This window comes from Candidatus Pantoea formicae (genome assembly GCF_011752625.1).
Classification (GTDB): domain Bacteria; phylum Pseudomonadota; class Gammaproteobacteria; order Enterobacterales; family Enterobacteriaceae; genus Pantoea; species Pantoea formicae.
Window position 1 is genome coordinate 82,105 of the sequence record NZ_VWXD01000002.1, and the last position, 14,996, is coordinate 97,100.

20 protein-coding genes are annotated in these 14,996 nt (G+C 50.8%); 13 read left to right on the forward strand and 7 right to left on the reverse strand.

The annotated features are described in order from the left end of the window. Positions 1-84: 84 nt before the first annotated feature. Positions 85-306 (reverse strand): YgdI/YgdR family lipoprotein, encoded by a 222-nt coding sequence (locus F3J38_RS05000; protein ID WP_167135749.1) that lies wholly within the window; start codon positions 304-306, stop codon positions 85-87. 177 nt (positions 307-483) lie between these two features. Beyond that, on the reverse strand, positions 484-663 hold the full coding sequence (locus F3J38_RS05005; protein WP_084935367.1) for a hypothetical protein: 180 nt from the start codon (positions 661-663) through the stop codon (positions 484-486). A gap of 202 nt (positions 664-865) precedes the next feature. Here F3J38_RS05005 and F3J38_RS05010 point away from each other — a divergent pair, with 202 nt between their 5' ends. Both F3J38_RS05010 and F3J38_RS05015 read left to right on the forward strand, forming a co-directional pair. Next, a complete protein-coding gene (locus tag F3J38_RS05010; RefSeq protein WP_167135751.1) occupies positions 866-1,198 on the forward strand; it encodes a hypothetical protein in 333 nt (110 codons plus the stop codon). Between the two features lie 60 nt (positions 1,199-1,258). Further along, positions 1,259-1,810, forward strand: a complete 552-nt coding sequence (locus F3J38_RS05015; protein WP_167135753.1) for a hypothetical protein — start codon at positions 1,259-1,261, stop codon at positions 1,808-1,810. A 15-nt stretch (positions 1,811-1,825) separates the two neighbouring features. Here F3J38_RS05015 and F3J38_RS05020 read toward each other — a convergent pair whose 3' ends face one another. Beyond that, a complete protein-coding gene (locus F3J38_RS05020) occupies positions 1,826-2,032 on the reverse strand; it encodes a DUF2767 family protein (protein ID WP_167135754.1) in 207 nt (68 codons plus the stop codon). A 182-nt stretch (positions 2,033-2,214) separates the two neighbouring features. Between F3J38_RS05020 and F3J38_RS05025 the strand changes: the two genes are divergently transcribed. Then, positions 2,215-2,463 (forward strand): DUF883 family protein, encoded by a 249-nt coding sequence (locus F3J38_RS05025; protein ID WP_034822005.1) that lies wholly within the window; start codon positions 2,215-2,217, stop codon positions 2,461-2,463. A gap of 419 nt (positions 2,464-2,882) precedes the next feature. Here F3J38_RS05025 and F3J38_RS05030 read toward each other — a convergent pair whose 3' ends face one another. From F3J38_RS05030 to F3J38_RS05040, 3 genes are all read right to left on the reverse strand, one after another. Beyond that, positions 2,883-3,329 carry a hypothetical protein gene (locus F3J38_RS05030; protein WP_167135756.1) on the reverse strand — a complete coding sequence of 149 codons (447 nt, stop codon included), beginning with the start codon at positions 3,327-3,329 and terminating at the stop codon, positions 2,883-2,885. A gap of 79 nt (positions 3,330-3,408) precedes the next feature. Continuing rightward, positions 3,409-3,606, reverse strand: a complete 198-nt coding sequence (locus tag F3J38_RS05035; RefSeq protein WP_167135758.1) for a hypothetical protein — start codon at positions 3,604-3,606, stop codon at positions 3,409-3,411. 100 nt (positions 3,607-3,706) lie between these two features. Continuing rightward, entirely contained in the window at positions 3,707-3,904 is a 198-nt protein-coding gene (locus F3J38_RS05040; protein ID WP_167135760.1) for a DUF6404 family protein, read from the reverse strand. 205 nt (positions 3,905-4,109) lie between these two features. Here F3J38_RS05040 and F3J38_RS05045 point away from each other — a divergent pair, with 205 nt between their 5' ends. The 4 genes from F3J38_RS05045 (at position 4,110) to F3J38_RS05060 (ending at position 8,374) form a co-directional block, all read left to right on the forward strand. After that, complete coding sequence (locus F3J38_RS05045; protein ID WP_167135762.1) at positions 4,110-5,366, forward strand: mechanosensitive ion channel family protein; 1,257 nt, start codon at positions 4,110-4,112, stop codon at positions 5,364-5,366. A gap of 214 nt (positions 5,367-5,580) precedes the next feature. Then, complete coding sequence (locus tag F3J38_RS05050; RefSeq protein ID WP_167137040.1) at positions 5,581-5,940, forward strand: GtrA family protein; 360 nt, start codon at positions 5,581-5,583, stop codon at positions 5,938-5,940. After that, on the forward strand, positions 5,937-6,863 hold the full coding sequence (locus F3J38_RS05055; protein WP_167135764.1) for a glycosyltransferase family 2 protein: 927 nt from the start codon (positions 5,937-5,939) through the stop codon (positions 6,861-6,863). The genes F3J38_RS05050 and F3J38_RS05055 overlap by 4 nt, the downstream gene beginning before the upstream one ends. Beyond that, entirely contained in the window at positions 6,857-8,374 is a 1,518-nt protein-coding gene (locus F3J38_RS05060; RefSeq protein WP_167135766.1) for a hypothetical protein, read from the forward strand. The genes F3J38_RS05055 and F3J38_RS05060 overlap by 7 nt, the downstream gene beginning before the upstream one ends. A gap of 66 nt (positions 8,375-8,440) precedes the next feature. Here F3J38_RS05060 and icd read toward each other — a convergent pair whose 3' ends face one another. Continuing rightward, positions 8,441-9,691 (reverse strand): NADP-dependent isocitrate dehydrogenase, encoded by a 1,251-nt coding sequence (gene icd, locus F3J38_RS05065; protein ID WP_039330638.1) that lies wholly within the window; start codon positions 9,689-9,691, stop codon positions 8,441-8,443. A gap of 131 nt (positions 9,692-9,822) precedes the next feature. Here icd and rluE point away from each other — a divergent pair, with 131 nt between their 5' ends. The 6 genes from rluE (at position 9,823) to phoP (ending at position 14,995) form a co-directional block, all read left to right on the forward strand. After that, positions 9,823-10,461 (forward strand): 23S rRNA pseudouridine(2457) synthase RluE, encoded by a 639-nt coding sequence (gene rluE / locus F3J38_RS05070; RefSeq protein WP_167135768.1) that lies wholly within the window; start codon positions 9,823-9,825, stop codon positions 10,459-10,461. 39 nt (positions 10,462-10,500) lie between these two features. After that, positions 10,501-10,974, forward strand: a complete 474-nt coding sequence (locus tag F3J38_RS05075) for an NUDIX domain-containing protein (RefSeq protein WP_084935345.1) — start codon at positions 10,501-10,503, stop codon at positions 10,972-10,974. Between the two features lie 41 nt (positions 10,975-11,015). After that, complete coding sequence (mnmA, locus tag F3J38_RS05080) at positions 11,016-12,128, forward strand: tRNA 2-thiouridine(34) synthase MnmA (protein ID WP_167135769.1); 1,113 nt, start codon at positions 11,016-11,018, stop codon at positions 12,126-12,128. 35 nt (positions 12,129-12,163) lie between these two features. Next, positions 12,164-12,805, forward strand: a complete 642-nt coding sequence (gene hflD, locus F3J38_RS05085; RefSeq protein WP_167135771.1) for a high frequency lysogenization protein HflD — start codon at positions 12,164-12,166, stop codon at positions 12,803-12,805. A 44-nt stretch (positions 12,806-12,849) separates the two neighbouring features. Further along, positions 12,850-14,220: an adenylosuccinate lyase gene (gene purB, locus F3J38_RS05090; RefSeq protein ID WP_167135773.1), complete on the forward strand. Its 1,371-nt coding sequence runs from the start codon at positions 12,850-12,852 to the stop codon at positions 14,218-14,220. A gap of 106 nt (positions 14,221-14,326) precedes the next feature. Next, a complete protein-coding gene (gene phoP, locus F3J38_RS05095) occupies positions 14,327-14,995 on the forward strand; it encodes a two-component system response regulator PhoP (protein ID WP_167135775.1) in 669 nt (222 codons plus the stop codon). Position 14,996: the final 1 nt, after the last annotated feature.

The window sequence follows — 14,996 nt, forward strand, 5'->3', positions numbered from 1 at the left end:
TGGAAAGCGTAACACAGAATGGTGAAGTGTGAGGTTTAATGGCCCGCCAGTTGCGGGCCTGAAAAGACTTTTCGCTGAACGCTGTTAATTAATCGAGTTCATATCTTTGATTTGATTGCGGTTTATCTGCTGCTCTTTGCCATCAATATCTTTGTAAGTAATCATGCCGGTATCTTCATCGACCTTAGGTTTGCCTTGCACCACAATGGTCTGGCCATCGGTGGTATGTAATACGTGGTCAGATGCACAGCCCGCCAGCAGTAGGCCGAGGCTAAAAGTACCAATCAAAAATAATGTCTTTTTCATCTCATCCTCCTTTTGGATTCACTGTCAGGTTTAGCACAGGCAGCAGGAAAGTGAACCAGGAGAAAGATGAATACGTCAAGACGCAACAGCTGCGCTTCAGCCGATTTCGACTGAGCAGCAGCGGGATTGCATGGATTTTTCACCACAAACGGATGATAAAAGGAGGATTGGAACGGACTACTCTGCTGCGACCTGAGCGGCCACCAGCATTAACGCCAGACCCGCATCTTCCGGGTCGAAACGTTGCATAACGTCTTGCAAGGCCGCTACGCAGTTCATGACCTGCTTTTTCTTGTCGGCTTCTAATTTATCAATCGCGTGTTGAAGAATCATTAAACTGGCTTCTTCTTCTCTCATAGATCTGCCCTTGTTTTGCTTACCTGATGCGCAACGCTGGCAAGAATAACGTTTATCTGCTACCAAAGTCACCCCTTTACATTCTTACCGCTTAACGATTAAGCAAATGGCAAATGGGAAGCGGCGCCAGACCTGCTATGATCAGCATATCCGTGCGCAGTTGCGGACCACTGCAAACAAGGGAACGAACCAGGACAGGATCATGTTGCGAAACACAGCGCTATTCACCCTCTTATTGTTACTGGCTGGCTGTAGCTCAACGCCGAAAGGCGTCGATTGCCCCGGCGAGGTGTCGACCATTTACGGACAACCTATGGGTCAGACGCAGGCGCGCATTTTTGATTTAGTTAACGCCTTTACCGTAACCCGTGATGGTGTCGCGGTTAAAAGCGGCACCTTGCACTCCAGTGACCGCTTTCAATATGTACCCTCTGCCGTGACTTCCGAGGGCTTTACGGCTCAGCGTCTGTCAGATAAGCAGTTCCGTCTGATTAACCCTTATCAAAACACCATGATTACCTGGACGTGCCCTTAAACGTGCTTAGCCGTGCAAGATGGTTTATTGTCAGGTTTCCTCACGCTGTGGATCTGCATCATGGAAAAGAGTCTGGATAATAACGGCTATATCGAGTTCCCCTTTCCGGCCACCACCAATGCTGATGGTTCGGTGAACCCATGCGGCTTTGACCTCACGCTACAAACTGAACGCATAGATGAGATCAAAGCGGTGCAACATTCCGAAAATTTGCGGCGTTTACTGGAAGAGGTCAACCTGCAGGAGGGCGTATTTATGACGCTGGCCTGTGACTGGCAGCAGCGCGAAGACGGCGTGTGTGGGTTTATTGATATTGCCTTTCGTCCAGCGCTTTCCAGCGGCAGCAGCGAGGAAACACAAAGTCTGGACCAGGCTTTTGAACTCTATCTTGGCCGCCAGGAGAAACAGCACAGCATGCAAGCCGGAACCTTGGTGAATTATGCGCGCGCGGTGTTGGACTGGGGTTGGTCGCCGTTACATCAACGCCATATGCGCTATGAGAAAGTGACGGTTCGCTATTATTGCCAGCAGGCTGAAGATGCCGAGTGGTGTTTTGACCATCTGCGCCACTTTTTGGTGAGCTGGTATCCTGCCTACCGCGGCAAAGCTTAAAACGGCCCGTGATCGCTAAGGCTTGACCAGCCTGATCGCATGCTCCAGCATCCGCTGTTCATCACGCTCATCATGGTTACGGTGGTGACGAGTACGCTGCAACAGTTGGGCGATCTCCGCCCTCTTGGTCTCATGGCCGCATTCGGAAAGAACAATCACGGCGTCACCAATCACCCGGCAAACTTCATCGTAATCGTCCTCGTTCAATACATCGCGCTTCATTTTTCCTCCTGCTCTGAAACCCCGGCATAAACACGCTTTTAATTTGTGCCTGACTCTTTCAAGCCTGGCCTAAAAATCTATTCCTGCAAACGGCTGTTACAACCTACTCAGGTTGTGGGTTGATGGTATGCCTTTCTCTTACTACGCTGAAACCTAATATTCATCACCAATAGGGAGTCAATATGACTGACAAAGCGGAAGCTAAATTGAATGAAGCAGCGGGCGCAGTAGAAGAAAAAATCGGGGAATGGACCGGCTCTCGTAAACATCAGGCCAAAGGTGCCGCGCGTCGTTATCCCGCGCAAGCCAGTTATGCTGTGCAGGATGCAGCAGACTGCGTGGTCAAATCGGTTCGTGACAATCCAGCGACTGGCCTGGCGGTAGCGGCCAGCATCGGCATTATTGTCGGTTTCTTGCTCGGCAGGAAATAATCCAAAACGCGGCCGTTTGGCATCATGCCAGTGAGTTAAGGTCCTGTTCGAATGAGGCTGTCATGTTCTTAAAATGGCGGCCTTTTTTAATGTGCGCGGGTGGGGATGTTGGTGCGGGCCCCAGCACCTCTGCTGCTGCCGGGCCGTCCTCGCGCCGCTGCGCGGTGCCTTCGGCTGCAACATTGTGCCGGCCGGAACGTTCGGGTACGGCCGTCCTGGCCTACCCGAACTGCCTGTCGCATCCCTGCGCCTGGCTCCTGGCACAACGTCTCCGCCTCAGCGCTGCGAATAGCCCTTGCAGCATCAGAGGCGCTGTGGCCTCAGACATTGTGCCCTTTGCAGAAGCAAAGGCGATGTGGTCTGAGACACGGTGCTCTTTGTGGCAGTAAAAGCACTATTGCCTGAAGCAGCGAGCCCTTTCAAACAGCGTACACGGATGTTAGCAAGCAGGCTGGTGCCGCTCTGGGGATGGCATTTCGCAGCGCTGAACGGAATGAGGAAGCCAGGAGAGCCAGCATGGATGCTGGCGAAAGGTGCAGCCGGGACAGGGAAAGTCCCGTCTGCGCCGGTCCGTCAGGCGGACGAGTGAAGTGAAGGTACCGCGTCAGCGGCGCGAGGACCGCCAGCCCCAGAGCGGCACCAGACTGCGCTATCACCTGTACCGCCAGCCTCAGAGCGGCACCAGACTGCGTTATTACCTGTACCGCCAGCCCCTGAGCGGCACCAGACTGCGTTATCACCTGTACCGCCAGACCCTGAGCGGCACCAAACTGCGTTATCACCTGTACCGCCAGACCCTGAGCGGCACCAGACTGCGTTATCGCCTTTACCGCCAGCCCCAGAGCAGCACCGGACAGCGTTATCACCAGATGCTTAACTGACTCAAACAGCGTTATGACTACATGTTTAACTGGCGAGTCTTAGGCCGCTTTAGTCCCACGTTCTCTATTGTTGGTGCCCGACATCGTCCAGCCGCTCCTGAATGTGCTCATCCGGCGTTTCCGCCACATCAGCAGTGCTGTTGTTCACATCCAAAGAACGCCCATGGTGACTCGAAAGGTTGAGTGGCTCGTTGGGTAATTGCGCACAGCTTCCAAATGACACCAGCAAAAAGAACCATGCAGCTAACGACGTCTTTCCCATCTTTACTTCCACCCACACTGTATTTAGTCGCGCCAGATTGCCTGACAGAGTGCAAATTAGCGTCAGTGCTGCGCAAAGCTGTGTGGGCAGATGTGAGCAATCAGGCTTGAGAACGACGCGCTTTGTAACGTGCCACCATTGTCATCAGCGCTTGATAAATCAGGCCGGCGTATAAACTTTTTACCACCGCCATAGTGATCGCTTCCCCCTGCGCATGCCATGACATAAACCACATGAAAATGCCCCATAACACCGAGAACAGCAGCCAGCCTTTAACGAATTTGATCACACCCTGCATACCACCTCCTGAATCAGAAGCGCTGAAGATAACGGTTTCATCGCTAAAAGACACGGTAGATCGCCGCTGTATGTTATCTGTTTCAAAGTTTTGCTAAGTGTGTTGCTGTTTGCCTGCCAGTTGTAGAAATTGCGCACTTGTCGCATACAGCGTGCAGTCAGATTGTGTTTGAATTCCCGCCAACGTTGTCAGGCATGTGGTTGAGATGAAATATTTAAGCGATATCCAGAAATTTATTGAAAGCAATACCCTGTTATCAACCACCTTTAGTCTGCTGTTGTTGGTGATAGCCGGCATGGTGACCCATCTGATCTGCAAGTTTTTTGTGGTTAAAGTGGTGCGCAAAGTGTTTTTCAGCACACACAAAAAGCAGGTTCCGCTGGATAAAGACGTACGACTCTCTGAAAAATTGTCCAACTTTATCCCCGTTATCACGGTGTATTACCTGCTGCAGTTCATGCCTGACTTGCCTGAACATTTGCTCATCGCGATCAAAACCATCTGCGGCATCCTGTTTTTTGTCTATCTGTCGTTGTTTTTTACAGAAGTACTGGAGATCGTTAATAACTCCTATTCGCGCAAATCGAAACGTAAAAACCATTCGATCAAAGGTTATATTCAGGTCGGCAAAATCCTGGTGCACATTATTTCAGCCATCATGATTCTGGCCATCATGTCGAATAAGTCGCCAGTGATTATTATCTCCAGCCTTGGCGCGGTGGCTGCCGTATTGATGCTGGTGTTTCAGCACACGTTATTATCTTTAGTGGCGAATATTCAGGTGTCGTCAAATGACGTTTTGCAACTGGGTGACTGGATTGAAATGCCGGATAACGGCCTGAGCGGCGAAGTCATCGATATTGCACTGCATACCATTACCATTCGCAACTGGGATAACACCCTTTCGCGCATTCCCACCAAGAACTTCCTGACTGAAACCTACACCAACTGGCAGGCGATGTTCTCATCCGGGGCGCGCCGTATTATGCGCAGTTTCCATCTCGACCAGACATCCATCCGCTTTATCGATCAGGAACTGGTGCAGCAGATGAGCCAAGTGCGAGGGGTCAATGAACAGCTTTCAGCACTGATGGATGGGCGTGATAGCAGCGTAGTCGGCGACCGCTGGTTTGCCGAGAACGGCATTACCAATCTGACCGTCTTCCGGAAATACCTGACGGCATGGTTATCACAACGAGATGATATTAAGAAAGACATGTACATCGTTGTACGCGCGATGAAACCCTCGCCAGAAGGTTTGCCGGTAGAAGTGTACTGCTTCACCTCTTCGGTGTTATGGGTTGATTACGAGGACTCACAATCGGCTATTTTCGAATATATCTACGCGATTCTCGCCCCATTCTCGTTGCGGACCTACCAGCACCCCACCGGTAATGATTTTTGGCGGCTGTCGCAGCAGCGGCAACCATCGACAACCGCTAACGAGAGTGGCAACACTTAATCATGCAAAACAGGAGCGCTTGCTCCTGTTTTTCCTCTGATTCAGATAAACGGCTGCGGTTTTTTCCCTCCCTCTCTTCTGTTAAGATTCCCGCCAATTAGCGTCATGATTTACATATGGCATTTCATCGTTGCGCCACATCAGTGATGACATATCCTCAGTGGAGTCATCGTAATAATTTAATTAATTGTCAGGATTGAACTGACCTTCAATGATGCTCAAAATTTTCGCGCAATACTCCTCCATAGGCGTAATCAACACGCTGATTCATTGGGCGCTGTTTGGCATGTTATATGCCCTTGGTGCAACTCAATCGATAGCCAATTTTTTTGCCTTCTGCGTTGCTGTGACCTTCTCTTTTTTCGCCAATGCTCGCTGGACTTTTAACTCGCAAGCAACGGGCTTGAGATACCTGCTTTATGTTCTGTTCATGGGCGCACTTGCGTTGGGGGTAGGCAGGGCGGGTGATTTTTTTGCCATTAACCCAATCGTTACCCTGATTGTTTTCTCTCTGGTCAGTTTGATTGCCGGATTTCTCTACTCTCGCTTCATCGTATTCAGGATTAAAAAGTGAAAATTTCTCTTGTTGTCCCTGTCTTCAATGAAGAGGACGCCATCCCCCTTTTTTATCGCGTCGTTAAAGAAAAACTCAACGAATATGATGTTGAGATACTCTTTGTCAATGATGGTAGCAAAGACGCCACCGAACGCATCATCAATGCCCTATCGGATGCGGACCCCAGCGTCAGAGCGATTAATTTCGTGCGCAATTTTGGTAAAGAAGCCGCACTTGTGGCGGGCCTCGAGCACGCTATTGGCGATGCAGTAATCCCTATTGATGTCGACTTGCAAGATCCGATCGAAGTCATTCCCGCTCTGATTGGCAAATGGCAGGAAGGCTGGCCTGTTGTACTGGCCAAACGCAGCGACAGAAGCAGCGACACTAATTTCAAACGCAAAACAGCTGAATGGTTTTATCATCTGCACAACAAGATCAGCCATCCTAAAATTGAAGAGAACGTGGGTGATTTCAGGCTTCTCTCCCGTGAGACGGTTGAAAACATAAAGCAGTTGCGGGAGAGAAATCTTTTTATGAAAGGTCTTCTCAGCTGGGTTGAAAGTGACGTCGCTATTGTTGAATATACCCGTTCGGAGCGCGTTAACGGCCAAACGAAATTTAATGGCTGGAAGTTATGGAATCTGGCACTTGAAGGCCTTACCAGTTTCTCAACGTTTCCTCTCCGTATTTGGACTTATATCGGTTTCACTGTCGCGGCACTGTCATTTCTTTATGGCTTATGGATGATTGTCGATAAGCTGGTATGGGGAAATCCCGTTGCGGGTTACCCTTCCCTGTTAGTTTCTATTCTTTTCCTCGGCGGCGTGCAATTAATCGGTATCGGTGTGCTTGGTGAGTATATTGGTAGGATTTACATTGAGAGCAAGAAAAGACCTCGTTATTTAATTAAAAATACCAAAGGGAATAAGCAATGCTAAACTCGCCACAATCGCAAAAACTCACATGGATAGGTATCACACTCTTTACGCTTGCGGCCTCTTGTTTTCTCACGTTCCGCTATTTTCCCTATGAGCCCGATGTAGCAAATAGCCCGATTGTGTGGCGTGCCTTCCTGAGTGAAGGCTTCAGCGTCTTCCGCGACTGGTTGCCAACGCCGGACAACTGGTATTTTACCGTTTACCCCATCAATTTTATTTTTTTCACGCTGCTGTCGAGCGATGGGCGCTTTGCACTGACATTATCCAGCGCATTCTTTGTTTTTCTCACGCCGCTTATCATTGCTGCCATCAATAACAACGCCAATAGAAGTCATACTTTTATCTTAGCGCCGATCTTGATTGTGGGCTTGCCGGCTTATTGCTACATCAGCGGGTTTATCGCGCACCCGTTCTCGCATTATTCCACTCAGTTCTTTGGCGTGCTGGTGTTTGCCATCAGCTTCTTTAATTTGCATAAACAATCGATACCCAGAGTCGTATTGTATAGTTTCATCTCAATATTGTCGGCAGTATCAGACCCTTGGTTTGCCGCCACATTCTTTCTACCACTTTTGCTGGTGCATTTTTATTTCTCATGGAATAAAACCATCAGCAAAAAGGCGACAATTATTTTTCTGATCGCGTTTGTTTTCACCATGATCCATGCGGTGCCGCGTTGGTTACATATTCCTGTCCAACGATTCACGCTAGTACCCGTAGAGCAATGGCTGATCAATGCAGAATGGACAGTTCATATCCTCGGCCGTGGCCTGAACTTGTTCTTTGTGGACAACAATCTTGCTTATATTGCTTCATTGATCATCTGGGTGGCACTGTTCCTGCATGCCGTAGTCATCTGTTGGAAGCAAAACGAGAAAGCGCGTTTTATCGCCCTGTTTGCTTTTTTAAGCATCGCAGCAATTATTACTTCGTTTATTATTGGCTACGACATGCCTTATGAAGGGAGCGCACGCTTCTTTGTTAATACCTATTGCTTTGTGATGATGGTGGTTGTTCTGCGACTCTCTTTTAAAAGAGATATTTTTATCGGCTGCGTTTTAGCCCTGTTTTTATCCTCTTCAGGCTATTCTTACTATCAACACACCTCCCCCTTTGCAGATAGTGAAAAACAAACCCAGGCTTATATCGATTTCCTTGATAAAAACGACCTTAAGTTTGGTTACGGTGATTTCTGGAAGCTATCCAATAACGTCAACTGGATGGCTGAGGGGCATATTCATATTACGCCGGTGCTCTGGAGAGACAATTATCAGATTATGTCCGACAGTTCACGTGGACAGACACTGCGTTCCTGGTTAAGCGATGCGTTTATTGCGCAATCCCCTGAACGCCAGTTCGTCTCGATTCCAGCGATTGCAACGGCAGATAAAGACAGTGAAGCCAACCAGCGGTTAGCTGCTATACGTCAACAACTCGGGGACCCCGATGAAGTCCAGACTTTCGCGGATATGACCTTCTATATTTATCATCACAGAATTACTTTTCAGTGATGTAGATTTATTCCAATAAAAAACGGGAGCCGTAGGCTCCCGTTATGCATTCTGCCTGAGGGCAAATTACATGTTCGCGATGATCGCGTCGCCAAACTCTGAACATTTCAGCAGTTTAGCGCCATCCATCAGACGCTCGAAGTCATAGGTCACGGTCTTAGCAGCGATTGCGCCTTCCATGCCTTTAACAATCAGGTCTGCGGCTTCGAACCACTCCAGGTGACGCAGCATCATTTCTGCCGACAGGATGACTGAACCTGGGTTCACTTTATCCTGACCAGCATACTTAGGTGCAGTACCGTGAGTTGCTTCGAACAGTGCGCATTCGTCACCGATGTTTGCGCCTGGTGCGATACCGATACCACCAACCTGTGCCGCCAGGGCATCAGAGATGTAGTCACCGTTCAGGTTCATACAAGCGATAACGTCGTATTCTGCTGGACGCAACAGGATCTGCTGCAGGAAGGCGTCAGCGATCACGTCTTTAACGATGATTTCTTTGCCGGTGTTTGGGTTCTTGAACTTCATCCATGGGCCGCCATCGATCAGCTCGCCGCCGAACTCTTCTTTCACCAACTGGTAGCCCCAGTCTTTGAATGAGCCTTCGGTGAACTTCATGATGTTGCCTTTGTGAACCAGGGTCAGAGAATCACGATCGTTGGTGATAGTGTACTCAACCGCAGCACGCACCAGACGTTTAGTGCCCTCTTCAGAGCACGGCTTCACGCCGATACCACACTGCTCTGGGAAGCGAATTTTCTTCACGCCCATCTCTTCACGCAGGAACTTGATCACTTTATCAGCTTCTGGCGTGCCCGCTTTCCACTCGATACCTGCATAGATATCTTCTGAGTTTTCACGGAAGATCACCATGTCGGTATCTTCTGGGCGTTTAACCGGGCTAGGAGTACCGGTGTAGTAGCGAACCGGACGCAGGCACACGTACAGATCCAGTTCCTGACGCAGCGCAACGTTCAGAGAACGAATACCGCCACCGACTGGGGTAGTCAGCGGGCCTTTGATGGCAACGCGGTATTCTTTGATTAAATCGAGGGTTTCTTGCGGCAGCCAGACGTCCTGACCGTAAAGTTCTACTGATTTCTCACCAGTATAAATTTCCATCCAGGAAATTTTACGCTCACCGTTGTAGGCTTTCTTCACAGCGGCATCAACCACTTTCAGCATTACAGGGGAAACGTCAACGCCGATGCCATCACCTTCGATATAAGGAATGACTGGGTTATTCGGAACGTTCAGTTTGCCCTGATCCAGGGTGATTTTTTGACCTTCCGCCGGAACAACTACTTTGCTTTCCATCAACCTCTCCTTCGAGCGATTTTTTGTTAATGATTTGTAAGATGCGGCTCAATACTACTTGAATATTTCCGCTACGCCAATCACCGTAGTTTCGCGTTATAATGCGCTGATTGTTTCTAACTGCAAAGACCATGCGAAAAACTTCCCAACGAATTCACCAGGATAAAGGCTCTAACGCCGCAGCACGCAAGCCCGTGCGCCGTGTTACACGCCCGAAAGGGCCACGCCGCGTCATACTCTTTAACAAACCTTTCGATGTGTTGCCGCAATTCAGCGACGAGGCGGGGCGCCGCACGCTGAAAGATTTTGTGCCCATTAGCGATGTTTACGCCGCAGGCCGCCTCGACCGCGACAGCGAAGGTTTGATGATACTGACCAACGATGGCGCGTTGCAGGCGCAACTGACTCAGCCGGGAAAACGCACCGGAAAAATCTACTATGTGCAGGTGGAAGGTGCGCCGCAGGAATCAGATTTATCCCCATTACGCAACGGTGTGACCCTCAACGATGGCCCCACCCTGCCTGCAGGCGTGGAGTTAGTCACTGAACCAGAGTGGCTCTGGCCGCGCCAACCGCCGATCCGCGAACGTAAAGCTATCCCCACCACGTGGTTGAAAATCACTTTGTATGAGGGGCGTAATCGCCAGGTACGACGCATGACCGCGCATATCGGTTTCCCGACATTGCGCCTGATTCGCTTTGCGATGGGTGAATACCAGTTGAACGATCTCGCACCCGGCACATGGCGTGATATCAGCACCGAGGTCTAAAATATTTAATAACTTTTGGTTAACAATTTCGGAGGAAGGATGTTTAAACCTCATGTAACGGTGGCCTGTATTGTTCAGGCGCAGGGTGAGTTGCTGGTGGTCGAGGAGCGTGTTCACGGTCGCATTACCTGGAACCAGCCTGCGGGACATTTGGAAGCGGATGAAACGATTCTAGAAGCAGCTCAACGCGAGCTCTTTGAAGAGACCGGGATCGACGCTAAACCAGAGTACTTCCTTGGCGTGCAGCAGTGGATTGCCCCTGACGATACACCTTTTGTGCGTTTCCTGTTTGGTCTTGATCTGGCCGAAAAGTGTGACACTTCACCGCACGACCGTGACATCGATTGCTGCTGGTGGTTGCCGCCAGAGCAGATTCTTACAGCCAATCGGCTGCGTTCACCCCTGGTGGCCGAAAGCGTGCGTTTGTGGCAACAGGGTGCGCGTTATCCGCTGGAGCTGGTTGCGCCGTTCCAATGGCCTTTTCATGAGGGTGCGCGCCCGGCTTCGGCATGATAGAATGCGCCGCCTGTTTTTATCGTAATTAAGAGTGCGTCATGTCTGACAACAGCCAGAAAAAAGTGATCGTCGGGATGTCCGGCGGCGTCGATTCTTCCGTATCCGCCTGGTTACTGCAACAGCAGGGCTATCAGGTTGAGGGCCTGTTCATGAAGAACTGGGAGGAAGACGACGGCGAGGAATATTGCACCGCTGCAGATGATCTGGCTGACGCACAAGCCGTATGTGACAAACTCGGCATCAAACTCCACAAAATCAACTTCGCGGCAGAGTACTGGGATAACGTCTTTGAACACTTCCTGGAAGAGTACAAAGCGGGCCGTACGCCGAATCCCGATATTTTGTGCAACAAAGAGATCAAGTTCAAAGCCTTCCTCGAGTTCGCAGCAGAAGATCTCGGTGCAGACTTTATTGCCACTGGACACTATGTCCGCCGTGCTGATGTTAATGGCACTAGCCAGTTGCTGCGCGGCCTCGACGGCAATAAAGACCAGAGCTATTTCCTCTACACCCTGAGCCATGAGCAGATTGCACAAAGCCTGTTCCCGGTGGGCGAACTGGAGAAACCGGAAGTTCGCCGTATCGCCGAAGAGCTCGATCTCATCACCGCGAAGAAAAAAGATTCCACCGGTATCTGTTTTATCGGCGAGCGTAAATTCCGCGACTTCCTTGGCCGGTATCTGCCCGCTCAGCCAGGCGAAATTGAAACCGTTGACGGTGAAATCGTGGGTGAACATCAGGGCCTGATGTATCACACCCTCGGCCAGCGTAAAGGCTTGGGCATCGGCGGTCGTAAAGAGAGCAATGACGATCCTTGGTATGTGGTGGATAAAGACGTGGCACGTAATCGTCTGATTGTTGCACAAGGCGGCGATCATCCACGTTTAATGTCCGTTGGCCTGATCGCGCAACAGTTGGACTGGGTGGATCGCCAGCCACTCAGCGCACCACTGCGCTGCACGGTGAAAACCCGTTATCGTCAGACCGATATTCCCTGCGAAATCACTCCGCTGGCTGATAACCGAATTGAAGTGCGTTTTGACGAGCCAGTTGCGGCCGTCACGCCAGGCCAGTCGGCCGTGTTTTATCTGGGTGATGTTTGCCTTGGTGGCGGCATTATTGAACAGCGCCTGCCATTGGCAGAAGGCTAAGGTCGGCGCTGCCGACGCGATGACAGGAGTTAAGCGTGGCTAAGAACTATTATGAAATTACGCTTGCGCTGGCGGGCGTTTGCCAGGCCGCGCATTTGGTGCAGCAGTTAGCGCATCAAGGCCATTGCCATAGCGCCGCGTTAACGGTGTCACTACGCAGTTTGTTAGACCTCAATCCCGGCTCTACGCTGGCGGTGTTCGGCAACGATGAAGCCAATCTTCACCTGGGGCTAGAGACACTGATGGCGGTGTTGAATACTGGCAGCCGACAGGGTGCCGGTGCGGAACTGACACGCTACACCCTGAGCATGATGGTACTGGAGCGTAAGCTTCACGGTAACAAGTCGGCTCTTAATACTTTGGCACAGCGCATTAGCCAGCTTGATCGTCAATTAGCGCACTATGAACTGGAATCAGAAACCATCACCAGCGCCATGGCGGGTATTTATGTGGATGTGATCAGCCCACTTGGCCCACGTATTCAGGTCACCGGTTCGCCGCAGGTATTACAAAATTCGCAAGTGCAGAGCAAAGTACGCGCCACCTTGTTGGCCGGTATTCGCGCTGCCGTGTTATGGCAGCAGGTTGGCGGTGGCCGCCTGCAGTTGATGTTCTCGCGCCAGCGTCTGCTGCGTGAAGCCAAAACCATTTTATCCCGGTTGGGCCCAGCGTATTAAACGCCGCCCTGCCCTAATTTGTTAACGATTCAGGAGTTGCACTGATGGAATTATCCTCTCTGACCGCCGTCTCACCTGTCGATGGCCGTTATGGCGATAAAGTCAGCCCGCTGCGCGCCATTTTCAGCGAATACGGTTTGCTGAAATTCCGCGTTGAGGTTGAAGTTCGCTGGTTACAGAAACTGGCTACGACCGCAGAGATCAAGGAAGTTCCTGCATTTGATGCTGACGCAAACGCTTTCCTTGATGCTATTGTCGCCAATTTTTCAGAAGAAGACGCGGCGCGCATCAAAACCATCGAACGCACCACCAACCACGACGTTAAAGCGGTTGAGTACTTCCTGAAAGAAAAAGTGGCCGATGTCCCTGCGCTGCACGCGGTATCTGAGTTTATCCACTTCGCCTGTACTTCTGAAGATATCAACAACCTGTCACATGCGCTGATGCTGGAAACAGCACGCCGTGATGTCATTGTGCCATTCTGGAACAAAATCATTGATGCGGTGAAAGGTCTGGCGCACGAATATCGTGATATTCCGTTGCTGTCACGTACCCATGGCCAGCCTGCCACCCCTTCTACCATGGGTAAAGAGATGGCTAACGTCGCTTACCGTATGGAACGTCAGTTGCGCCAGTTAGGCAAAATCGATGTGTTGGGCAAAATCAATGGCGCGGTCGGTAACTATAACGCCCACATCGCGGCCTACCCAGAAGTGGATTGGCATCAGCTGAGTGAGCAGTTCGTGACCTCACTGGGCATTACCTGGAACCCTTACACCACCCAGATCGAGCCGCACGACTACATCGCAGAACTGTTTGATTGCATCGCGCGTTTCAACACCATCCTGATCGACTTTGACCGTGATATCTGGGGTTATGTTGCCCTGAACCACTTCAAACAGAAAACCATCGCTGGCGAAATTGGTTCATCCACCATGCCGCACAAAGTGAACCCGATCGACTTCGAAAACTCCGAAGGCAACCTTGGTCTGGCTAACGCTGTGATGCAACACCTGGCGAGCAAACTGCCGGTTTCACGCTGGCAGCGCGATCTGACCGACTCCACAGTGCTGCGTAACCTCGGTGTGGGTGTAGGCTATGCGCTGATCGCCTATCAGGCGACCCTGAAAGGCATCTCAAAACTGGAAGTGAACCGCGATCGTCTGCTGGACGAGCTGGATCATAACTGGGAAGTGCTGGCCGAACCGATTCAGACCGTGATGCGCCGCTATGGTATTGAAAAGCCTTACGAGAAGCTGAAAGAGCTGACCCGTGGCAAACGCGTTGATGCCGCAGGCATGCAGGCGTTTATCGACGGTCTGGAAATGCCGGAAGAGGAAAAAGTGCGTCTGAAACAGATGACACCTGCCAACTACCTCGGTCGTGCCATTCAGATGGTTGATGATCTGAAGTAATTTCCCTTACACAGGCGCGATACCCCGCGCCTGTGTTGTTATGCTGTTTAGTTCGCTTCGCATATACTTTTGCCATCATCACTGAGTTTGAAGGTAAGGAAATACTATGCGTGTTCTGGTTGTGGAAGATAATGCCCTGCTGCGCCATCACCTCGCCGTGCAATTGCGTGAGATGGGCCATCAGGTTGATGCCGCAGAAGATGCGAAAGAAGCCGATTACTTCCTTCAGGAGCATATCCCAGACATTGCACTGGTTGATTTAGGTTTGCCGGATGAAGATGGCATGTCCTTGATCCGCCGCTGGCGCGGTGATGCGATTCGTCAGCCAATTCTGGTGCTAACGGCTCGCGAAGGCTGGCAGGCAAAAGTTGAAGCGCTGGAAGCAGGCGCGGATGATTACGTCACCAAACCTTTCCATATTGAAGAAGTCGCTGCGCGACTGCAGGCACTGATGCGCCGCAACAGCGGACATGCCTCGCAGATTATCTCTATGCCTCCATTCCAGGTTGATCTCTCTCGCCGTGAAGTGACGGTGAATGATGCACCAGTAAAACTCACTGCTTTTGAATACACCATCGTGGAAACACTGATCCGCAACGCTGGAAAAGTCGTCAGCAAAGATTCTCTGATGCTGCAGCTTTATCCCGATGCCGAACTGCGCGAGAGCCATACCATTGATGTTCTGATGGGCCGCCTGCGCAAAAAAATTCTCGCGCTCCATCCGACCGAAGTGATAAACACCGTGCGCGGCCAGGGCTATCGCTTTGATCTTTGAT